A 21994-nucleotide genomic window follows, 5' to 3' on the forward strand; every position below is an offset into this window, starting at 1 on the left:
ATATGTCGTCGAATAATCTAGTAAATACAGATGTTTTAAGCATTATTTTTCAAAATCAGATCACTGAAGAGAAACTTAAAGAGCTTGAGGAAAAGTACCCTGCTGACATTGTCTACAACATGAAAGATGACGAACAGTTCAAAGAAGCTAGGAAAATAAGGACTGAAAGAAACAAGCTTACTGAAGCAATCAATAAGCGTCGAATTGAAGTTGGTAAGGATGTAAAAAGCAAAGGTGATGACTTAATTGCTAGAGTAGAAAAGATATACGCAGTTATCGTTAAACCTTTTGAAGCAGAAGACGCAGCTCGAAAAAAAGAAGCAGATCGTGTAGCTGCGGAAAGAGAAGCTTTTCTTAATTCACAAAGGGACGAAATACAAGCAATTAGAAACTTTGTTCCTGACTGTGCCAACAAGCCATCAGGCGTTATCGCCGACTGTATAGAAGCTGTCAGCACTATCGAAGTTGATCACTTTGATCCTGAGCTAATACATGAAGCTCTCAAAGTAAAAGACGATGTGACTACAGCACTATACAACTTACGTGAAGATGCTCTAAAACGTGAACGCCTAGCTGAACAGCAAAAAGAAGCAGATCAACGAGATGCTCTAAGTCGAATATCAAACACCCCTATGGCCTTGTTTAATTCATCAAGTGATGAAATTAAAGCAGCTATAGCCGCACTAGATGCAACTGTTATTAACGAAGACACATATGGCGATATTAGTGCAGCAAAACAGGCTGTTCATAACGCAACATCTCAATTAAACCAACTTTTAGACATGGCTAAAGCGCGTGAAGCAGCACAGCCTCCAACGACTAAAGCAGCAAACGATGACCAACCGGAACTGGCGGCTGATGAAGATACAAGCGAAAGCTTTGATATTAAATACGAACGTTTTACTAGTTGGCCGAGCCATGCAAGCAGGACACAAAGCCACGAGTTAGAAACAGTTTGCTGCAAGCTCGAAGAAGCAGAAAAGCACATTGAATTTCTAGAAGAAATGCTTTGCCAACAAGCAGCATAACCAACCAATGAGGTGCGCCTAGCGCCCTCTTCTACGGTCAAAAAAGGTATTAACAGAATGGAAGGAATTACACCAATTTGCGGTTACTGCGGCCAGTTTTCGAAAAAAGTATCAGGTCGAGAGATTTATCCTCATAGACCCGATTTGTTTAAAAAGACTTTTTATAGCTGCCGAAGTTGCGATGCATATGTCGGATGCCACAAAGGAACTGACAAGCCCATGGGAAGATTAGCAAACGCTCAATTAAGAGCCGAAAAAAGTAACGCCCACAGTGCTTTTGACAAGATATGGAGAAATGGTCACATGAAGCGCCAAGGCGCATACAAATGGCTTGCTAAAAAACTAGGGATTAACGGTAAAGATTGCCACATCGGAATGTTTGACGTGGAAACCTGCAAAAAAGTAGTTCGTATTTCCCAAAACCATCTAAGTACATTACAAGCAGGGGTTAAGCATGGCTAGAGGTGTAAACAAAGTAATTATCGTTGGGAACCTTGGGCAAGATCCAGAAGTTCGCTATATGCCAAATGGTAACGCCGTTGCTAGCTTAAGTATTGCCACATCAGAGTCTTGGAAAGATAGAAATAGCGGACAACAACAAGAGCGCACGGAATGGCATCGCGTTGTGATCTTCGGAAAGTTGGCAGAAGTTGCAGGCGAATACTTGCGCAAAGGTTCGCAAGTTTACATCGAGGGTAAATTACAAACCCGTAAATGGACTGATCAAAGCGGACAAGACAAGTACACAACAGAAGTAGTTGTCGATATGACCGGCCAGATGCAAATGATGGGTAGCCGCAACGATCAGCACTATGGACCACAAAACTACCCGCAGCAAAATGCGCAATACGGCAACGCGCGTCAAAATAATCAAAGCCAGCGCGGTGGCTTTAACCCTCAGCAACAGCAACAAGGGCATGGCCAGCAAAATAATAGTCAGGCGGCAAGCTTGCCTACTGAGCAGAGTAATTTAGGCGGTCCGAACAACCCAATGGAGCCACCTATCGACTTTGATGACGATATTCCATTTTAACCAAAGGCATAAGGGGAAGGGTTATGTTTTCTGTTCATGGAGTTAGCTTAAGTAAATGCCGAGCAAACGCAGTTAAAAAAGTGAATGAGCTTTTTGGCACCAATGCGCCAAAGACACCTGAAGAGTGGGAGGCAAAAGTAGCCGAAATGCAAATGCAATTGTTTCTTAAGTCCAAACCGGCGAGTGTAAGTGGCGAGTTTCAGATACCAAGCACTGCGTTTGAATTTATAGAGCAAGCTAAAAAGCATAAAGGTGAATATCGGGATTTAAAAGCCATGAGAAGACGCCCTGCCCTTGACAAATCAGGCAACCAAATTGTTACCAAAGCAAAACGCATCAAATATGAATGGGTGCCATTAGAGCTAGATTACAAAGATTCAATCGCAAATAAGGAAAGTGAAAATGTATTTATCTAATGTACAAGTATATAAATTCAAAAGTGACGTAATTTATCATTTCGATGACTTCGAAGAGTCATTACAACAAGATAAAGCACGCAACTGTGGCGCTCAAGAGCTTTCAACTTTTGGTTGGACTAACGCTCTTGGTGACCATGGGAATACTCTTGCTTATTTCAGCCAAGGTAAAATTTTACTTTGCGCAAAACGATTTGAACGTGTAATCCCTGCAAGCGTATTGAATGACATGGTCCATGAACAAGTTAAAAAGGTTGAGCTAGAAGAGAATCGTTCAGTTAAGAAAAAAGAAAGGGAGCAAATTAAAGACGATATCCTTACAACAATTACACCACAGGCATTCGAGAAAGCGGCAACTCACTACGTGCTAATTGACACAATTTCCAAATTGATATTTGTCGAGTCAGCCAACCACACTAAAGCAGAAGAAACTCTAGCATTATTGAGAAAGTCACTTGGAACTTTACCAGTCGCACCAGCTTTTGCAGACCTCTTTATTGACACTGCCTTAACTGAATATGTGAGCGAGCAAGTTCCCCCTAAAAACTTTGATTTTGGAGGTTTGGCAACACTTGTTGATTCAGCCGAAAAAACATCTGAAATAACGCTCAAAGACAGGGATCTTTACGGTGATGAAATTCCTGAGTTAATGACAAGCATGCTGGTAAGTAAATTAGAAATGAAATACAAGGACCGCCTTACCTTTACGATTCACAGCGATGGCAGCATCAAGCGAATCAAATATTCAGACGTCATCAAAGAGACAAACAACGATATAGCATCAGAAGAAATAGCGCATAGACTAGGTGCTGACTTTATCTTAGTTGTAGCTGAACTAACCGAATTGTTTAACTCCATTTACCAAGCAATAAGGGAAAAAATCGACCAAGGCTACGAAGACTGCACGCAGAAGAGTGATATAGCAACCCCAAATATTGATGCTGCTGAGAAAATAATTATAGAAACTAAAAACACCTCAATCTCCAACTTACAAAGGTCGTTGCGGATTGGATACAGCAATGCTTCGCACTTGCTGACAGAGCTAGAGAAGAAAGGTGTCGTATCTGCCCCTGGCAACAATGGTCTTAGAGAACTTTTGGCATAACTAAGGACAATTATGTGTAACGAACTTTATGAAAAAGCAGAATTGACATTGAGCGACATTGAAGCGGTTGTTGCTATTGGCTCAACTGGCATAGACGGCGCGGTAACCGAGGTATTTAAAACTAACATACAATTTAATACTGATTTGCAAGAGTACGCTTGTGATATGGAAGATCTTTTCCACAAGATCGACCTGCCCGAGACAGCTGGTGTATACCTCTTCAAAGGTAAAACTGAAATGCAAACTCTTGATGACTGGCATCATGAGGGGGCATTCACCAGGTTAAATGTTTCAGTATTGATAGAAACAACTACATCTTACGAGGTTGCGCATGTTTGATGAATTTAAAGGCCAAAAATTCGGACTGATTTACGCAGATCCTGCATGGCAGTTTAACAGTAAAAAAACTGGCGGCTCTATGAAATCCGGTGCAGCCCAACATTACGACACAATGTGCGTAGATGAGTTGAAAGCAATGCCCGTAGAAAGACTCGCTGCAGATGACTGCATATTGGTAATGTGGTACGTGGGAGCGATGCCTGAGGAAGCTATTGCAGTTGTCAAAGCGTGGGGGTTCACTCTCAAAAACATGAATGGCTTTAACTGGAACAAGTTAACTGTTAATGGAAAGCCTGCTTTCGGTATGGGCGCTTATACCAGAGCTGGTTTAGAGTGCGCAATTATTGCTACAAAAGGAAAGCCAAAAGTCGCATCAAGATCCGTGAGAGCTGTTGGAAACCACGAACTTTTAGACGCCAGTGAAATATTTCAGTTCATAAACTTCACTGGTAACTACCAAATCCTTGAACATAGTCGTAAGCCTGACGAATTCAGACAAAAGTGTAAAGAGCTTGCAGGTGACAAACCGACAATCGAGCTATTTGCACGCACCGTGTCATCTGGGTGGTCAGTCTGGGGTAATGAAACAAGCAAGTTTGACGCTAAAGGAGAAGCAGCATGACACCAAATTATATTCAAAAAGTACTAAGAGACCATGCGCTGAATGCAGGCATGCGAAGCGAGCAAAGCTACCTACCCACAACAAAAGAAGAGGCAGAGAATTTTAAACCTCACAATTGGGTTATGCAGGCAACAGGGCAACTTGCAACAACAATTGCAAGCATGGACACGCTAATAAAAAGCGCATTAGAAAAGATAAATCATGATCCGCTGGCTGCAAAAGATATCTTGGTACGCGCCCTGCCTAGTGTCGTCAAGCTCGAGCAAGTACAGGTCGAAAAAGACAGCAATGGCTATTGGACACATGACGACCTACCATTTTGGGAAAGCTCAACCGCGGACGAAATTGATTGTTGGTTAATGAACCAAGGTCTAATGCTGTACAAAGATTACTTGCAAGAAGGTAGTGATTTGTATCAAAGCTATTACAACAAAGGTGAAAACAACATTTCATCTTGGGAGCCGGAATGTCATGTACAAAGCGCTTTTCTCATTTCAATTCATGAGACAGATAGCGGGCCGGTAGCTTGGTTTGCAATTCCACTTACTACGCATGAGGGAAGCTGACATGGCGAAAAAATCAGATGTTCAAGAGAACGTAGAATGTGAAGTACTAACAGCGCAAGAAGTGATGAAGATTACTGGAAACACGAACGCCACACTGCAAACCAAAATGGCCAGAGGTGAAATACCTAAACCGATTCCCAGTGAGTCTAGAACCAAACAATGGAGAAAGTCCGACATATATAAATATGTTGGCAAATCACAGGGTCAAGAACTCAAGTTTGATGAAATACCACCAAACTTAGCTAGATTTATGAAGTTGTTGGTCATTGAAGGTGTGCAGCAAGGGATCGAAAATGTGCTGAATACCCCAAGGTAACCAGGGAATTTAAACAACCACTGGTATGACCACCAAGTATATTGATTGCTGTAAGATAAAAAAGTGCACTATTTGTTTAAAAGCGCGCGTGATTGCAAGCCACAAGCGCTTAAAAAGTACAATAATCGACTAAAAGTACTCTACACCACACAGAGCTAATACTATTAAGCCGATGCACACGACTATAAGCTTTGCTAGGCTTTGACCTAAATATTTACCTAAGCACTGCCCGAAATTAGTCGAAAACGAAAGCTTAAAACTTTGCCAGCAACATTGGCACTGTTTTTTGCTATCGTTTACCTCAAGACCTTCCTTCGAAGAGCTGTTGATGCTTGAAACCTCTGTCGAGGTTGTCTCATTAGCCATAAGCTAACTCCTATTTTTTTATAAAATCTTCTCATAGTTCACCTGTTACGCACTTTATTTATTTGTAATTGATACTAATCAATTCACAAGGAAGATAATATCACAAAAAAATGTTTCTCTACCTAAGCCGCAATTAACCATACATGTTGGTGAAAAATCTATTAGAAAGAGCAATATATAGGCAAAAATATAAAAGCAAAACAAACCAAGCCTTAAGTAAAAGTACATTTTTCACACTAAAACATTGACACCTCAATACGCAACACGCACAATTTACGTAAACAACACACTTTACGTAAATTGAGCTGTATACGTAAAGTATTTATTTTATGTAATCGCTTTTTGTAATAGGTGAACTATGGAATTTAGATTTCCCACAGCAGCTGCAGAGACAAATTCGGCTGCATTAAGGTATTTAACAAAAAATTTAGCAGATCCCGAAGCTGCAAAAGACAATTGCCGCCACGTTTTTGAAGAGCTAGGTAATTCAATTGAAAGTTACCCTGAATGGCACCCTATCTTGACTTATCCAGCACGAGAGCAAGAAGAACCTTTTCACTTGATATCTGACTTGAAGGCTTACAAGGGCGTGGACCACACCGTTTTGTTTGTCAAAGGCTTCATAACATGCCCCTACGGCGAAGAAACGGCTAAAAATCTCATAGAAAGAGTCAATAGCATACAGGGCCTTGCTGCTTGGAAATTAGACTTTCCTTTGTATTCAGACAGTGCCTACCCAGTTTTAGTAAAATCAGTAGACATAGAGTTAGAGGCTGATGGAACCATTCGTAGCAGAGATGCTCTTGCATGGTGTGCCCAAGAGCTTGTGAGGAATGCCAGAAATGCACAGGTAGCTGAAACCTGGTGGAATATGAAATCAGAAATTCTAGGTTCACCGCACGGATCACGCTCATCTCTAATTGTAAACCAACATACTGGTGGACACATGAGAAAGATACTTGAAACGCTTAATAATAGCGGGATGTATGGACCTATAAAAGAATGGTCTTTAGAGATGTTTTCACAAAAAAGACGAAACACTATCAGTGAAACACTCATTAAAGCAGCAATATCCTCTTGGGATGGAGATGCGGAGCCATTCACGTTTGAGTTGAGGGATGAACTGTGTAAAGCGCATATAAGGGATACATTTGATGATGGCCACGAGTTGCGCATAAACGTAACAATTGGTAAGGACGACCTTTGCGTGTCAGGCTGGTACTACACCGAATCAAAACAGTTGCAAGTTGATGAGCCACACGGAAAGCGCGCGCTAGCGGAAAAGTTTCTATAATGTAATTTGAGTGTTTCATGCCCAATCTTACAGTTCGAAGAGTTAGCTTACTTTTCATCTTAAAGATTGGGTATGGGCTAGTAAAAATTACCAATTCAATTTCAGATCTCGATATTATTAACAATGAAACCTATCAATACACTTGAAGCATTTTTAAATTTGGCATCGTCGTGTATTTATACCTCTTTTTACTCAATAACGAGTGATAATCTACTTCTAACCTAAAGTTTTTCACAGCTTCAGCAACAAAGTTTTCAATAACAAGCCTGTCATCTTCGTTGAATTTGCCTTTTTGATTTAAAAATTCAATCTCAAAAATAGTAACTACATCACCTGCGCTAAATGCATAGCCAGCTTGATATTCAGATAAAGATACAGCAAAGCGGCTTCCTAAAAGCTCATGAGAAACATCCAAGAGCTCATTATGGAGCACCTGCTTATCCTTCCAAAAGAACGAATAACGACTAATAATCGCAGGTCCTAAGCCTTGATTTTTAATTAATAACTTTAAATTACCCCCAGTACTTAAGCCATGTAAGTCTATATAATCAACGAGTAAAGGCATCACAGAAGCGTTCTGATGCTTCTTATTTGCATACGCTTGATAAATAGCTGCGCCAGCGCTAAAAGCTGCTGCTATAGCGGCAGCTATGGCTGTATAATATGTATATAACTCGCTTTCAGTCATTCAAGTTCCTTAGCTAAACAAATCATTTACTTTAGATGTCAGCGCATCATTCAATTGAGATTCCTTTTCGCCTACGAGCGCATCCGGATCATGTTTTACTTCTTCCAATATCAATTGCCAACGGTCAATCCATTCTTTTTTCAATTGAAACAAATCACCAAACTCGTAATTTTTGCCAGTGCCTTTTGCAAGGGTTTGGTTTCGAATTGCCCTAAGTACTTCGCTAGGGCAGCCTCTTTCTTGTAAATGAGTAGATACGGTTTTACGGAAGATTTTAGGCGTAAATTTTAGCCAACCACTAAGCTCGCTAACTTTCCGAGAAAAATAGTCTCTTTCTAATTGGGTGTGAGGATCATACTCGTGAAAAAGATACATCTCTTTATCTAGTTCACTATACCTGTCTTTCAATGTACCGATGTAATCAATCAGTAAAGTGATCACATTCTCTGGCAAATGTGTCCAAGCTTTTTTCCTATTTTTCATAGACTCGGGTGGGTGTTCAATTCGCATTTTTTGGAAGTTGATCCAACCTAGCTTTACGCGCGTCCACTCTTCAGATCGCACGCCAACTCTTAACATCAAAGTGATCAACACTTTAAGCATTGGCTCACATGGCTGGTCGCCAAGCTCAGTCAGTAACTTATGCACCTCATGGCTTTCTAGGTACGTTTCGTCCGGTGTACCCATAATGCTGGGTAGAACCGCTTTGCGGCCAAATAAAGGGTTTGACGCAACGATATCTTTTTCAACTGCATAGCTAAAGATCCTGCGCATAGCTTTATGCACAGCCTCTGCAGCGCCTTTTTTACCTTGAATATTAGCAATGTTTAAAACAAACTCATCCCATTCTCGTGGCGAAATCGACTTCATATCACGCCCATTCCAATGCGGTAGGATGTACTTTTCATACGAAAGCTCGTAATTTCTTAAAGCACGTTCAGTACCGCCGGTCAGCTCCCAGTCTTTTTTAAACTCCATAAAAACATGATTTACAGAGGACTTTTTAGTGAAACCATCAACCATGGACGCTAACATTTTTTGGCGCAACTTGTCTTGTAACACTTCTATTTGCGGATCCGTTCCCGCTTTGACGAGGGCCATTAAACGGCCATGCTCAGCTTTAGCCTTGTCAATGCTCACCTCTGGGTAGTAACCTAGAGAAACAGCCGTACGTTGCGTAGAGTTTGGTTTTTGATAACGATATCGCCAGTTGTAGACAGTTTTTGATTGCCTCTCGACAGAATCTAAGCCCTCGGGCTGGACGTGTTTTGACTCCCACCTCAGATAAAGCTGAAGACCTGGGAAGCCAGAAAATGTTGCTGTGAGATAATTTTTATTATTCGGGATTTTGAGATTAGCTATTGCGCTAACGGATAAATTGATTTTAGCCATGAATCATATTCCTTCGCCATACTCATGCATTTTTAGAGTATGTCAGTAGTACCATCCGTGTCTACCATTATGTGTTTTTGTACCTTAAAAAGCAAAAAACCGTGGACCCATAAGGCGCACGGCTTTTTCTTTAACACTTTGTTTTTTAAGTGTTTTATTTGGTGCGAATGGGGGGACTTGAACCCCCACGAGCATAGCTCACCACCCCCTCAAGATGGCGTGTCTACCAATTCCACCACATTCGCAAATATTTTACTTTGGTACGTCCGAGTCTTCGTTGTTAGAAGCTGGTACGTCACTTGCCGCTGGAACTGTTGTCGCAGCTGGCGCTTCTAGGTTTTCCCACTGGTCAGTCTGTTTAATTTGACCTGCAGTAAGGTTACCTAAAGCAATACTTAGCACGAAAAACACAGTTGCTAGTATTGTCGTTGTTTTCGTCATAAAGTTGCCTGCACCTGACGAACCGAAAACGGTTGCTGATGCACCTGCTCCAAATGAAGAGCCCATGTCGGCACCTTTACCTTGTTGAATCAAAATCATTCCAACTAACGCTAAAGCAACGACTAAGTAGACAACCAAAAGAATTTCGTACATTTACTTATCCTTTTGCACTCTCGCAGATAACTTTAAATGATTCAGGTTTTAAGCTTGCGCCACCTATTAAACCACCATCAATATCTGCTTGTGCGAACAATAATTCACTATTACTTTCGTTAACACTGCCACCATAAAGAATTTGCAGTGTTTCAGAAATGTCAGCGTCATACTTTGACACTAAATTTCTAATAAACTTGTGGACTGCCTGAGCTTGTTCTGGGGTAGCTGTTTTACCAGTCCCTATAGCCCAAACAGGCTCGTATGCTATCACAGAGTTAGCCAGTGATGCTATACCTAATTTGTCAATTACAGCGATTATTTGCTCTGCAACGACTTCTTCAGTTTGCGCTTGTTCTCTTTGGCTTTCTGTCTCACCAACACATAAAATTGGTGTTAAACCATTTGCCTGAGCTTGTGCAAACTTATTGGCAACGTCTTCATTAGACTCACCAAAAATACTTCTTCTTTCAGAGTGACCAACCAGGGTATAAGTAGCACCAAGTGATTTAACTAGAGAAGCTTGCACTTCACCCGTATACGCACCTTCGCTATGCTCTGAAACAGTCTGCACTCCAGCGACTACGCCTGACGCAATCACGTCACTTAATAGTACAGTTGGTGGAATTACAACAACTTCAACATCTTGATTATTGATGTTTTTAACTGTGCTTGAAATTGATTGAACCAGTTCTAATGAACCGTTCATTTTCCAATTACCTGCCACCATAGGCTTTCTTTTCAACATTCGATACTCCGCGTCAGAAAGCGGGTGAGATACTAACCCTACTCACCCAAAGTTACAAGAAAAATTTTATTTTTTTTGGTTTAATTGCTTACAGATTCAACAACTTCTGCAATCTGCTGAGAAAAGTCCATCACTTGTTTCTCTTGCTCAGCTTCAACCATGACTCGGATCACAGGCTCTGTACCTGACTTACGTAATAGGACCCTTCCCTTGCCTTCAAGTTTTTCCTCAACTTCTTTCACAGCTTCCTGTACAGCTTCATTAGCCACAGGATCCTTTCCTTTTGCATATCTCACATTGATCATGTTCATTGGGTACTTTGTAAAACCAGCGCCAAGATCTTTAAGTGTTTTATTCTGTGCAACCATAGCTGCCAGAACTTGTAAGCTAGAAATGATCCCATCACCCGTCGCAATCAAGTCTAAATTCAAAACGTGTCCTGAACTTTCACCACCGATATTCCATCCTTCTTGTGATAACAGTTCTAACACATAACGATCGCCCACTTTAGAACGCAAGAAAGGAATATCTTGCGACTTAAGTGCATTTTCTAACCCCATGTTAGACATCACAGTTCCAACTACGCCGCCTTTGAGCGTACCGTTAAACTTCGCTTGTAATGCCGCAATGTAAACAATGTCATCACCATCAAATACACGACCGTTATGGTCGACCATCATCACTCGGTCACCATCACCATCGTATGCAATACCAACATCTGCTTTGTGCTCTAAAACTTGACGTTTTAATGCGTCGACGTGTGTTGCACCACACTGCGCATTAATATTCATGCCATCAGGTTCACAGGCTGTTGCTATCACTTCAGCACCAAGTTCTTGCATCACTGAAGGTGCAATATGGTATGTAGCACCATTGGCACAATCTAAAACGATTTTAATGCCCTCTAATGAATATTCCTTAGGGAACTGGCTCTTACAAAACTCAATATAACGCCCACTTGCACTATCAAGGCGTCGTGCCTTACCTAATTGCTCAGACGGCACGCAAGTCATCGGTTCATCAAGCATTGCTTCAATTTCTAGCTCAACATCATCGGCGAGCTTTTTACCATTACCAGCAAAGAACTTGATACCATTGTCGTGATAAGGGTTATGAGACGCACTAATCACTATACCGGCTTCCGCCCTAAAAGTTTGCGTGAGATAAGCAACGGCTGGCGTTGGCATAGGGCCTAATAAAACCACGTCAATACCTGCTGCAATTAACCCAGCCTCAAGAGAGGTTTCCAATAAATAGCCAGAGATTCTTGTATCTTTACCTATTATTACTTTTTTAGTGCCCGACTTAGACAAAACTTTACCAGCAGCCCAACCTAGCTTTAAGGCAAACTCAGGTGTTATAGGAAACTCTCCTACTAACCCTCTAACACCATCTGTGCCAAAATATTTTCTTGTTGTCATTTAGTTACTCCATGGTTTGCCGCAGACCACACCTGCAGCACATCATTGGTTTCTCTTACATCATGAACGCGAAGAATATGCGCACCTTGTTGCGCACATAACAAAGCACCAGCTAGACTCGCTGGTAAACGTTCATTTGTATCCCGATTTAATAGCATTCCAAACATAGATTTGCGAGATAAGCCCGCCAATACTGGCATGTTGAAATCTGTAAACTGGTTAAATTGCCCTAGCAATTCGAAATTATGCTGTAACGATTTACCGAACCCAAATCCTGGGTCAATTATCAACCTAGAGCGCGAGATCCCCGCTTGCTCGCACGCTTCAATGCGCTCATCAAAAAAGCGCTTTATATCATTTATAAGGTTATCGTACTGAGGATCGTGTTGCATAGTTCTAGGTTGCCCCTGCATATGCATCAAGCAGATAGGTACATTCGCGAATTCAGCCGCTACATTGAGACAGCCATCTTCTCGCAGCGCTCGAACATCATTGATTATGTCTGCGCCTGCTAAAATAGCCTGCCTCATAACTTCTGCTTTGCTGGTGTCAATAGAGATCACACAATCAGAATGTGCTCTGATCCCTTTGATCACAGGAATGACTCTATCTAGCTCTTCATTTAAAGCAACATCTGAAGCCCCGGGTCTAGTAGACTCGCCACCAATATCTAAAATGGTTGCACCTTCATCAAGCAGTGATAAAGCATTCATGACAGCGCTATCATTTTTGTAGTTCTTGCCGCCATCAGAAAAAGAATCTGGGGTTGTATTTACGATACCCATAATTTGAGGGTTGGAAAGGTCTAAAACACGACCTCGGGGTAATGAAAGTTGAAACATTTGTTACCTTCCTGCTATTTGTATCTAAGCATACTTTGACAACTCCTTCCAGATTATTGATTAGATTCACTAAAAATGAAGTTAACCAAAGAGAAAAACGGACAAAATGCAAAGGTCAAGATACAAAAAGGCCTCGAGAATGCTCGAGGCCCAAATTCCTACATCGCTATTTTACCTTTGATTAAGGTTTATCATCAAGCTCTGTGTTTGATTGAGGTGGAATATCTGAGTTTGGTTCATCTGATTGTGAAGCTGATGCACCACCATTTAGACCACTGTCTTTATCTGATTTTCTATCATGCGCATCTCTTGGAGGACGTACCTCTTTACGTTCCATCAGATCGTCAATTTGTCCAGCATCAATGGTTTCATACTTCATCAATGCATCTTTCATTGCATGAAGAATATCCATATTGTCTTTGAGGATCTGCTCTGCTCTATCGTAGTTACTAGAAACAAACTTCTTAATTTCCGCATCAATAAGCTTAGCAGTTTCATCAGACACACCTGCCATTCTAGATCCGTTTCCACCCATGTACATTTCACCTTGTTCTTCCATGTACATTTGTGGACCCAACACTGGGCTTAAACCCCACTGGGTAACCATCTTACGAGCAATATCGGTAGCTCGCTCAATGTCATTACTAGCACCAGTAGTAACTTTATCATCACCGTAAATTATGGCTTCTGCGATTCGGCCACCATAAAGGCTAGATAACATCGACTCTAAATGCTCTTTAGAATGACTCACACGATCTTGCTCTGGAAGGTACATAGTAACACCAAGCGCGCGACCACGAGGAATAATCGATACTTTATAAACTGGATCATGTTCTGGAACCAATCGACCAACAATGGCGTGTCCCGCTTCATGATAAGCAGTCATTTCTTTCTCTTTCTCAGACATTACCATCGACTTGCGCTCAGCACCCATCATGATTTTGTCTTTTGCAGCATCAAACTCGGCCATGCTGACCTTGCGTTTATTACCACGAGCGGCAAATAGAGCTGCTTCGTTCACTAAGTTTGCTAGATCAGCACCAGAGAAACCAGGTGTACCACGCGCAATCAGTGACGCTTCTACATTTGAATCAAGTGGCACTTTACGCATATGCACGTTTAAGATCTGCTCTCGACCACGAACATCTGGCAAGCCTACTACGACTTGACGGTCAAAACGGCCAGGTCTTAGAAGCGCAGGGTCTAAAACATCAGGGCGGTTTGTCGCTGCAATAACAATAATACCTTCATTGCCTTCAAATCCGTCCATTTCAACGAGCATTTGGTTTAGAGTTTGTTCACGCTCATCGTGACCGCCGCCCATTCCAGCACCGCGTTTACGGCCTACAGCATCAATTTCATCAATGAAGATAATACAAGGTGCTGCTTTTTTGGCTTGCTCAAACATGTCTCTAACACGAGATGCACCTACACCAACAAACATTTCAACGAAATCTGAACCTGAAATAGTGAAGAAAGGTACTTTTGCTTCACCAGCAACAGCTTTAGCTAGTAGTGTTTTACCTGTACCTGGAGGACCTACCATGAGGACACCTTTAGGTATATTACCGCCTAGCTTTTGGAACTTTGACGGGTCGCGTAAAAAGTCTACCAATTCAGTTACGTCTTCTTTCGCTTCATCACAACCGGCAACGTCTGCAAATGTCGTTTTAACTTGGTCTTCGCTCATCAAGCGTGCTTTACTCTTACCAAATGACATTGCACCTTTGCCGCCACCGCCTTGCATTTGACGCATGAAGAAAATCCATACCCCAATTAACAGCAGCATTGGGAACCAAGAAATGAAGACGTTTGCCAAGAACGATTGCTCTTCTGGCGCAACGCCTTTCACGTTGACATCATTCTTGAGCAAGTCATTAATTAAGTCTTCGTCATATAATGGCATGATTGTTTGAAAACGTTCACCATTACTTTTAGTCCCTGAAATAGTACCAGCTGTACGGTCTATATTTGCTTCTCTGATCGCACCACTACGCACTTCTTTAACAAACTGAGTGTAACTAGTTTGACGATCAATTTGCTCGCCATTATTGAAACTCTGAAACACCGTCATAAGCACAACTGCAATGACCAGCCAGAGAATTAAGTTCTTCGCCATATCGCTCAAGGGGTTAACCTCTTGTATCCAATTTATTTAAAATCATCTTTAATGCACCTCAACTGTACTACAGTTTGTATCCTGTCGCCACTATATATACTTCACGAGACCTAGGTCGAGACGCTTTTGGTTTACGGATCTTTACAACTTTAAAAGCATTCCGCACTTCTTGTACAAATTGATCAAACCCTTCGCCTTGGAAAACCTTCACCGCAAACGCACCATTTGGCTTGAGTACTTGATGGCACATATCCAGTGCTAGCTCAACAAGGTACATACTACCAGCTTGATCTATTACATTGTTACCGCTCATATTCGGTGCCATGTCCGAAAAAACAACATCGATATTTTTACCACCAATACGGTCGAGCAACGCGTTTAGCACACTTTCTTCGCGAAAATCGCCTTGCAAAAATGCAACACCAGGTAATGAGTCCATTGGCAGAATGTCACATGCAATGACTTCCCCTTTGTCACCGACTTGTTCAGCCAAGTACTGTGACCAACTTCCCGGGGCCGCACCTAAATCAACTACGTGCATACCTGGACGGATCAATTTGTCGCGCTGTTGTATTTCTTCAAGTTTAAATACAGCCCGTGATCTGTAGCCTCGCTTTTGCGCTTCATGTACAAAAGGATCGTCTACGTGCTCTTTTAACCAGCGTTTTGAGCTCGCTGAGTGTTTTTTATTTGCCATATTCACTGCAACTCATTAGTAATCTTCTTTAGATGGCGTTAGAATAACGAGAATTCAAGCCTTAATTTAGTAAATTGTACCAATATGACTTTATCAAATAAACAAAAGCAGCACCTTAAAGGGCTAGCTCACGCTCTAAAACCTGTCGTTTTACTCGGTGGAAACGGCTTAACAGAGGGCGTATTGTTAGAAATTGAACAATGTTTAGAAATTCATGAATTGATCAAAGTTAAAGTCCCTACTAATGACCGTGAAACAAAACAGCTTATTTTTGATGCTATCGTCCGTGAAACAGGCGCGCACAAAGTTCAGGCGATCGGCCATATTTTAGTACTTTATCGTCAAAGCGAAGAGAAAAAGATTGTTCTGCCTCGCAACTAATCAGTCTTAATCAGAGCCGCTATTGCGGCTCGTTTTCTCGCACAACAGCAATCGCATCCCGAATAAAGTTAGTCGTCAACTGGTTAATAACTCCGCTTTCTGCATTTAATAACAGACTAAACCCTATACCTAGATAAGGTAACACAACAACATCCGTTCTATATCCCTGTACCCAGCCACTATGGTAGTACACTGTTTCACCTGCAAAGTCATATATTCTCCAACCTAGTCCGTAATGAGCATGGTCGACATACTTTCGCCACACTCGACGCTTCAACTCTCTTTGAGTGCGAGTAAATGGCCGAGATTGAATAGTTAAAGCATCCAGTGACAAAACATTGGGGTATAGGCCTAACTGTGCCTTAAGCCAGACTACCATATCTTCGGCGCTGGCATTAACTCCAGCCGCAGGTGCTACTTTATAATAGTGCTTTTTCAGCTTTGCAGTATGCCAATACTTTCTCCCTTTGACATGAGGTAAAGCATAGTTTTCATCTTGGATCATATGAGCGTAGCCGACCCCAGCATCTTTCATTCGCAGTGGCTTAAAGATAAATTCATTGAGCCAAGTCTCATAACTGAGCCCTGTCGCCTGTTCGATAACATTACCGACTAAGCTAAACATGACGTTTTGATAACCATAGCAAATACCAGGCCGACACAGCCTGTCGACTTTTAAAAGGCGTGGGTAGATATCTTGATAGGACATTCGTGACTCTATCAAATTATCATAAGCATTGGGCACTAGGCCGCTTGAATGACTTAATAGGTGATATACACGCAGTCCTGAATACTGACTATCGAGGAAGATGGGGAGATAGTCAGCTACATATTTATCTAAGTCGACGCGGTTCTCTGCCGCTAATTTTGCCGCCAAAGAACCCGCAAATGTTTTTGACACAGACGCCAAGCGAAATCGAGTTTTGCCATTTACTTGACGGCCTTTTTTTACCTTAGTACGCCCATAACCTTTGGCTAAATCTCCAAACTCTAGGTGGGTGATACTCAATGCAGCCCCGGGAACCGATTTTTCTTTTAGTTTTTGTCGGACTTGCTTAGAATAGTCGTTTACAAAATGCTCCCAAGCTTTGGCTCTGTCTATCTCATCGCTTTTTACAGAATGAGATAAAAGCATCAATAATAAGCATTTTGAAAATATAAATAGTGACTTCATAATGACTCAGTTCATTAACACGCGATGTTATGGTATCACGTAAGTTGCTGTCTCACGACATACATTAATTTAAACCGCTAATCTTTTTGTAGAATTAAAGTTACAGTGCATAACTGGTTACAATCTTGAACATTTTTAGACTGTAAGTGACTAATGATTACAAGGTAGAATTTAGCACATTGGTTGTACAAGATAATGAAGAAAAGTAATTTGAGGTGTTTAGTAATGCGAATAATCATTGGCGGTATTGCATTGACAGGGCTAGCTGGCTGCATGGTGACTCAGCCACTTGCGCCAAAGCTCAATACACCTCCTAAGCCTCTGCTACAAAAGTCCATATTTCAAATAAGCTACAGTAGCGAGCTCGAATCAGCTCGAATTAAATCGGTACAATTGCCTGCGCATACAGTTAAAAAGCTAGATTCTGTCTTTATAGATGCCAGTAAAGTATCTATGACCGACGAGCTGCACAAAGCACTGGCAAATATTCTCAGTAAGAAAGGACTTATTGTAGACAATAGTGAAGCAACTGATTATCGCTTAGTGGTGCAACAAATCGATTTAACTTACGGCAAAGACAAAGTATATGTGTTAAACAAACCGAGTAGTGATCACCCATACATTGCTAAAATATCTCAAACAATGCCTACAAAGCAGTGCAGCAATATTACGGCTTCTCTAAGTATGAGACTAACTCACAACCAATCAACGGATGTGGTTTGGTTTGCCAAGTCTTCAGTAGATAGCGCTGGTTTTCAAGGTATCCCAATGCAATATACCTTTACTGAAACACAAAACATTACCAATGAGAAAGATGTAAAAAACTTCATCGAACAACAAAACACAGATGAAGCAAGGCGTGCTCGCTATCAAGCGTCTGTCGATATCCCAAAGTATATTGTAGAGCCAGTCCAAACCCCACTGGTGAAGGTAGCTGGAGCCTGTGAGCAAGATGAAGTCAATGCACTGACACCTAAAATGCTACTGAAATTAACTCAGGGCCTTGTTGATAAACTCAATGTTCAATAATCAACAAACTCATACACTTCATTACATTTTTTAGTGAAACAAATATTATAATTGGCGCGTTTAAAATTAAAAGTTAGTATGGTTTTACTACTAAATAAGTGTCATCTTTAACAATGATACCTATTCGATTTAAAGGAGCTTGTTCATGGAGCAATACGGGACTATTTTACTAGTCGAAGATGACGAATCACTCGCACAGTGGGTTGCTGACTACCTTAATAATCAAGGCTATAACACACATTGTTGCCACCGTGGTGATGAAGTGGTGTCAATGGTAAAGCAAATTAACCCAGACTTAGTATTGCTAGATATTATGTTACCTGGTCAGGACGGTATTAGTGTCTGTAGAGAGCTGCGCCAGTTTTATAACAAGCCCATCATCATGTTAACAGCAAAAGATGAAGAGATGGACGAAGTAATTGGTCTTGAAGTCGGTGCCAGTGATTATGTAATAAAACCTGTCAGACCAAGAGCCTTGCTTGCTAGAATTAAGGCCAATGCGCGCGCAGCACAAGACTCTTCAAATAATGAGCAAACCAACAGCGCCATTTTGACTGTAGGGAATCTTAAAATAGATACACAGTCTCGAAAAGTATTGGTTTCTGATAAAGAAATCGTTATTTCTAGTGCCGAATACTTACTGTTGCACTTCTTAGCTTCCAACGCAGGTGAAGTTGTTTCTAGGGACGCTGTGTTTAAAGCAACTAAGGGCCGTGAATATGATGGCCTTGATCGAAGTGTCGATGTGCTGATCTCAGCGCTACGTAAAAAATTTGATGACGACCCTCAAAACCCTGAAAAGATCAAAACCATTTGGGGGAAAGGCTATTTGCTCGTGCCGTCGGCTTGGTAGTATTGCGTGTAGCTGAGGTCAATTACCAAAGCTACTGCATATTTAAAAGTATTACAGTCCCATTTGTCGGAGCTCTGTGCCACTCTCATTGGAGCTAATTAATGAGAAAACTCTATTTATCCTTACTAACCGGTGTGATCATCTCAATTATCTTATTGGGTTGGCTCATTGATACCTTTAGTGAGCAAACTGCACCAGATGAGGATAATTTTTTTTGGCAAGCAAAACTACTGGTAGGTATAGCCAATCAAGCTGGCAATAACCCATTAAATAACAGAGCAAGCTTTATCGAGCAAGCTGGCAAAGACTTCGACTTAAAAATAGCTTATCACTCAGGCGCTTCGCTTGCACTACCGACTGAACTCACCGAGCAAATGCATCGCCCTCAAGGGCTGCTTATTGACTCTGATGAGGGGTATTTTTATCTACTAAAATCAACACCTGCCATAAAGCCGGACTATATAGAGCTGCAATTGGAAAAGCCCCCTGAACGAAATAGCTATGACGTCATACTCACTATTGCTTTTTATTCCGGCGTCTGTGCCTTTATGTGGTTTGTCTTAGCACCGCTTGCAAAAAGATTGTCAGTGCTCACTCACGCAGCAAAGCAGTTTGCAGGGGGCAACCTAGATACTAGGATAGAAGTTAATCATTTCACTTACATCAAAGATGTTGAGCTCACATTTAATCGAATGGCAAACCAAATCGAAAAATTGTTAGCCGAAAATAAATTAATGGCATCAAGCTTATCTCACGATATAAGAACACCTGTTGCGTGTTTAAGGTTTGGATTCGATGCTGCACTAGAAGAAACTGATATTGAAGAAGTACACCATTTGCTTGAGCGAATGGAGAAAGATCTCGACCAAATGGAAGATATGTTATCGAGCTACCTGTCTTTTGCAACCTTAGAACAAAAGTCACACTTGCTTAAGTTTGAGCCCATAAGACTGCAAGGCTATATATCCGACATCGTTGACCAGATGCATCCAAAAATGTCTAAAAATGGATTAACTGCAAACCTGTCGATTAAAGCAGAGCTCGTAATGGAAGCAGATCTACACTGGCTTGCCCGTGCTATATCTAACTTGCTAAGTAATGCGTGTGACTTTGCACAAATGCAGCTGTTTATCAGCGCCAAATTACATGACCATGAAATCGAAATCACAGTCGAAGACGATGGCCCTGGTATCGAGCCTGAAAACTGGAATAAAGTTTTCAACCCATTTTTCCAAGAGCAAGGCCACCGAAATAGAGCCGGGAAGAGCTATGGGTTGGGTCTCGCTATCGTCTCAAAAGTTGTCGATTGGCACCATGGTAAAGCGTCTGTTAGTCGCTCTGAGTTGCTAGGTGGTGCCAAGTTTACATTAATTCTCCCCTGTAAAGCAGTATCTCAAGCTGTACAGAGTGACTGACAGTCATTGTATTGAAGTACAATATAGTAACTATAAAACAAACACTTAAATGCGAAATTAATGAAAAATTATGGATACTCCAGTCTACGGTGTTTTTTCCATCAAAAACTTGTGCTGGATCAGTGCAGATAAACCTTTTTATTTCGCGTCATTTACAGTAGATTGTTGCGGCCGTCTTTAAAAAAAGAGAAGTATAAAAACATGAGCAGTATTCGAGGAGAGTTTAGTTCTCGGTTTGGATTTATTATGGCCGCTGCTGGCTCCGCGGTGGGCCTAGGCAATATTTGGGGATTCCCGACACAAACGGCAAGCAATGGTGGTGCTGCGTTTGTATTAGTTTATTTGGTGCTCGCATTTTGCCTTGCATATCCAGCATTAATGGCTGAGTTAGTCATTGGTCGCCATGGCCAGGCTAATGCTGTTGCCTCTTTGCAAAAACTAGCAAACAACAATGCTCAAAAGCGTTTTGCATTTATCGTCGGATTCGGCGGAATTATTTGTTCAGGCTTAATATTAAGCTTCTACGCAATTGTTGCAGGCTGGATGTTCAGTGCAACATTGGAACCGATCTCCGTACTCAGTGGCAGTGAAACCGCTACCACATGGCTTAGCGAGCGCTCACTATCTAGAGACTTACTATTCACCGCGGCATTTATCTTGCTGACCGTTGCCATCATTAGTAAGGGCGTTGAGAATGGCATTGAAAAGTGGTCTAAACGCCTCATGCCCGCACTACTGTTCATTTTATTTGCCCTCATCGGATATGTGCTAACACAAGAAGGCGCGATGACGGGCTTGAAAGCTTATTTAGTGCCAGATTTTAGCTCTATTCTAGACCCGAACTTACTCGTGAGCGCGCTGGGGCAAGCATTCTTTTCTCTTTCATTAGGTACCAGTGTCATGATCATATATGGCTCTTATATCAGTAAAAGAGAAAACCTCGTTTCTTTGGGGGCCTACGTTACTCTGATCGATGTTTTCATCGCTTTTGTCGCCGGTATGTTGATCATTCCAGCCATGTACGTTGCTCAGGCACAAGGGGTTGAAATTTTCTCTCAGACTGGCGAACTACTGTCTGAAGACACATTAGTATTTCAAGTTTTACCCGCCTTGTTTGAAAGCATGGGCAGCATTGGGATATTCATTGGTTTTGCCTTCTTTGCTTTAATGAGTATCGCAGCTTTAACCAGCTCTATTTCAATGCTGGAAGCACCTGTTTCTTATGTTGTAGAAAAATTTGCACTAGCACGTGTACAAGCGACCAGGTTAATCGGCGTCATCGTCAGTGTGATCAGTGTTACAATTATTCTTAACTTCAATAGTTTATTCGGCTTTGTTGTGCAGCTAACGACACAGTTTGCACAGCCATTGATTGGCATGTTGTGCTGTGTATTTGCAGGTTGGATTTGGCATAGGGGCAAGCTTTTGTCTGCGATTAAAGAAGGTAATGACGCGGTTGAACATTCTTTCTTTTGGAAGATTTGGCCTTGGTATATTAAATTTGTATGCCCAGTTGCAATTGCGTTGGTCTTCATTAATTCACTATAAAAAAGGCG

At 41.5% G+C, this 21994-nt stretch carries 25 protein-coding genes and 1 tRNA gene; 15 read left to right on the top strand and 11 right to left on the bottom strand.

The window, feature by feature from the left end:
• The first annotated feature begins 2 nt into the window (after positions 1–2).
• From QNM18_RS05030 to QNM18_RS05070, 9 genes are read left to right on the top strand one after another with little or no spacing between them, the layout of a single operon-like run.
• Positions 3–1028, top strand: coding sequence for a hypothetical protein (locus QNM18_RS05030; protein WP_284136574.1), 1026 nt, complete (start codon positions 3–5; stop codon positions 1026–1028).
• Positions 1029–1085: 57 nt separating this feature from the next.
• Positions 1086–1490: a zinc-finger-containing protein gene (locus QNM18_RS05035; protein WP_284136575.1), complete on the top strand. Its 405-nt coding sequence runs from the start codon at positions 1086–1088 to the stop codon at positions 1488–1490.
• A complete protein-coding gene (ssb, locus tag QNM18_RS05040; RefSeq protein ID WP_284136576.1) occupies positions 1483–2061 on the top strand; it encodes a single-stranded DNA-binding protein in 579 nt (192 codons plus the stop codon). The genes QNM18_RS05035 and ssb overlap by 8 nt, the downstream gene beginning before the upstream one ends.
• Positions 2062–2084: 23 nt before the next feature.
• Entirely contained in the window at positions 2085–2477 is a 393-nt protein-coding gene (locus QNM18_RS05045; RefSeq protein ID WP_284136577.1) for a hypothetical protein, read from the top strand.
• Complete coding sequence (gene rdgC / locus QNM18_RS05050) at positions 2464–3582, top strand: recombination-associated protein RdgC (protein ID WP_284136824.1); 1119 nt, start codon at positions 2464–2466, stop codon at positions 3580–3582. Before QNM18_RS05045 ends, rdgC begins: the two co-directional genes overlap by 14 nt.
• Before the next feature lie 12 nt (positions 3583–3594).
• A complete protein-coding gene (locus QNM18_RS05055; RefSeq protein WP_284136578.1) occupies positions 3595–3921 on the top strand; it encodes a hypothetical protein in 327 nt (108 codons plus the stop codon).
• Positions 3914–4543 (top strand): MT-A70 family methyltransferase, encoded by a 630-nt coding sequence (locus tag QNM18_RS05060; protein WP_284136579.1) that lies wholly within the window; start codon positions 3914–3916, stop codon positions 4541–4543. Before QNM18_RS05055 ends, QNM18_RS05060 begins: the two co-directional genes overlap by 8 nt.
• Positions 4540–5109: a hypothetical protein gene (locus QNM18_RS05065; protein ID WP_284136580.1), complete on the top strand. Its 570-nt coding sequence runs from the start codon at positions 4540–4542 to the stop codon at positions 5107–5109. The genes QNM18_RS05060 and QNM18_RS05065 overlap by 4 nt, the downstream gene beginning before the upstream one ends.
• 1 nt (position 5110) lies before the next feature.
• Positions 5111–5425, top strand: coding sequence for a helix-turn-helix transcriptional regulator (locus QNM18_RS05070; RefSeq protein ID WP_211009597.1), 315 nt, complete (start codon positions 5111–5113; stop codon positions 5423–5425).
• Between the two features lie 129 nt (positions 5426–5554).
• Here QNM18_RS05070 and QNM18_RS05075 read toward each other — a convergent pair whose 3' ends face one another.
• Positions 5555–5791, bottom strand: a complete 237-nt coding sequence (locus QNM18_RS05075) for a hypothetical protein (protein ID WP_284136581.1) — start codon at positions 5789–5791, stop codon at positions 5555–5557.
• A gap of 358 nt (positions 5792–6149) precedes the next feature.
• Between QNM18_RS05075 and QNM18_RS05080 the strand changes: the two genes are divergently transcribed.
• Positions 6150–7085, top strand: coding sequence for a hypothetical protein (locus QNM18_RS05080; RefSeq protein ID WP_284136582.1), 936 nt, complete (start codon positions 6150–6152; stop codon positions 7083–7085).
• A 133-nt stretch (positions 7086–7218) separates the two neighbouring features.
• Here QNM18_RS05080 and QNM18_RS05085 read toward each other — a convergent pair whose 3' ends face one another.
• From QNM18_RS05085 to rlmE, 9 genes are all read right to left on the bottom strand, one after another.
• Entirely contained in the window at positions 7219–7773 is a 555-nt protein-coding gene (locus QNM18_RS05085) for a hypothetical protein (RefSeq protein ID WP_284136583.1), read from the bottom strand.
• Between the two features lie 9 nt (positions 7774–7782).
• Positions 7783–9165 (bottom strand): tyrosine-type recombinase/integrase, encoded by a 1383-nt coding sequence (locus tag QNM18_RS05090; RefSeq protein ID WP_284136584.1) that lies wholly within the window; start codon positions 9163–9165, stop codon positions 7783–7785.
• A 159-nt stretch (positions 9166–9324) separates the two neighbouring features.
• Positions 9325–9410, bottom strand: a tRNA-Leu gene (locus QNM18_RS05095).
• Positions 9411–9417: 7 nt separating this feature from the next.
• Positions 9418–9759 (bottom strand): preprotein translocase subunit SecG, encoded by a 342-nt coding sequence (gene secG, locus QNM18_RS05100; protein ID WP_211009601.1) that lies wholly within the window; start codon positions 9757–9759, stop codon positions 9418–9420.
• Positions 9760–9763: 4 nt separating this feature from the next.
• The gene (gene tpiA / locus QNM18_RS05105) at positions 9764–10507 is read right to left on the bottom strand and encodes a triose-phosphate isomerase (protein ID WP_211009602.1); all 744 of its coding nucleotides are present in this window, start codon (positions 10505–10507) and stop codon (positions 9764–9766) included.
• 80 nt (positions 10508–10587) lie between these two features.
• A complete protein-coding gene (gene glmM / locus QNM18_RS05110) occupies positions 10588–11928 on the bottom strand; it encodes a phosphoglucosamine mutase (RefSeq protein ID WP_211009603.1) in 1341 nt (446 codons plus the stop codon).
• Complete coding sequence (gene folP / locus QNM18_RS05115; RefSeq protein WP_284136585.1) at positions 11925–12770, bottom strand: dihydropteroate synthase; 846 nt, start codon at positions 12768–12770, stop codon at positions 11925–11927. Before folP ends, glmM begins: the two co-directional genes overlap by 4 nt.
• Before the next feature lie 181 nt (positions 12771–12951).
• The gene (ftsH, locus tag QNM18_RS05120; protein WP_211009605.1) at positions 12952–14889 is read right to left on the bottom strand and encodes an ATP-dependent zinc metalloprotease FtsH; all 1938 of its coding nucleotides are present in this window, start codon (positions 14887–14889) and stop codon (positions 12952–12954) included.
• A 67-nt stretch (positions 14890–14956) separates the two neighbouring features.
• Complete coding sequence (gene rlmE / locus QNM18_RS05125; protein WP_023398698.1) at positions 14957–15586, bottom strand: 23S rRNA (uridine(2552)-2'-O)-methyltransferase RlmE; 630 nt, start codon at positions 15584–15586, stop codon at positions 14957–14959.
• Between the two features lie 84 nt (positions 15587–15670).
• Between rlmE and yhbY the strand changes: the two genes are divergently transcribed.
• Positions 15671–15967 carry a ribosome assembly RNA-binding protein YhbY gene (gene yhbY, locus QNM18_RS05130; protein WP_023398697.1) on the top strand — a complete coding sequence of 99 codons (297 nt, stop codon included), beginning with the start codon at positions 15671–15673 and terminating at the stop codon, positions 15965–15967.
• 19 nt (positions 15968–15986) lie between these two features.
• On the opposite strand, the gene QNM18_RS05135 is transcribed toward yhbY, so the two are convergent.
• The gene (locus tag QNM18_RS05135) at positions 15987–17102 is read right to left on the bottom strand and encodes a serine hydrolase domain-containing protein (protein WP_284136586.1); all 1116 of its coding nucleotides are present in this window, start codon (positions 17100–17102) and stop codon (positions 15987–15989) included.
• Between the two features lie 264 nt (positions 17103–17366).
• Here QNM18_RS05135 and QNM18_RS05140 point away from each other — a divergent pair, with 264 nt between their 5' ends.
• From QNM18_RS05140 to QNM18_RS05155, 4 genes are all read left to right on the top strand, one after another.
• Positions 17367–18170, top strand: a complete 804-nt coding sequence (locus tag QNM18_RS05140) for a hypothetical protein (RefSeq protein WP_211009607.1) — start codon at positions 17367–17369, stop codon at positions 18168–18170.
• 145 nt (positions 18171–18315) lie between these two features.
• On the top strand, positions 18316–19023 hold the full coding sequence (locus QNM18_RS05145; protein ID WP_211009608.1) for a response regulator: 708 nt from the start codon (positions 18316–18318) through the stop codon (positions 19021–19023).
• Between the two features lie 101 nt (positions 19024–19124).
• Complete coding sequence (locus QNM18_RS05150; RefSeq protein ID WP_284136587.1) at positions 19125–20438, top strand: sensor histidine kinase; 1314 nt, start codon at positions 19125–19127, stop codon at positions 20436–20438.
• A gap of 201 nt (positions 20439–20639) precedes the next feature.
• Complete coding sequence (locus QNM18_RS05155; RefSeq protein WP_284136588.1) at positions 20640–21986, top strand: sodium-dependent transporter; 1347 nt, start codon at positions 20640–20642, stop codon at positions 21984–21986.
• The last annotated feature ends 8 nt before the right edge of the window (positions 21987–21994 follow it).

This window comes from Pseudoalteromonas obscura (genome assembly GCF_030135505.1).
GTDB lineage: Bacteria > Pseudomonadota > Gammaproteobacteria > Enterobacterales > Alteromonadaceae > Pseudoalteromonas > Pseudoalteromonas obscura.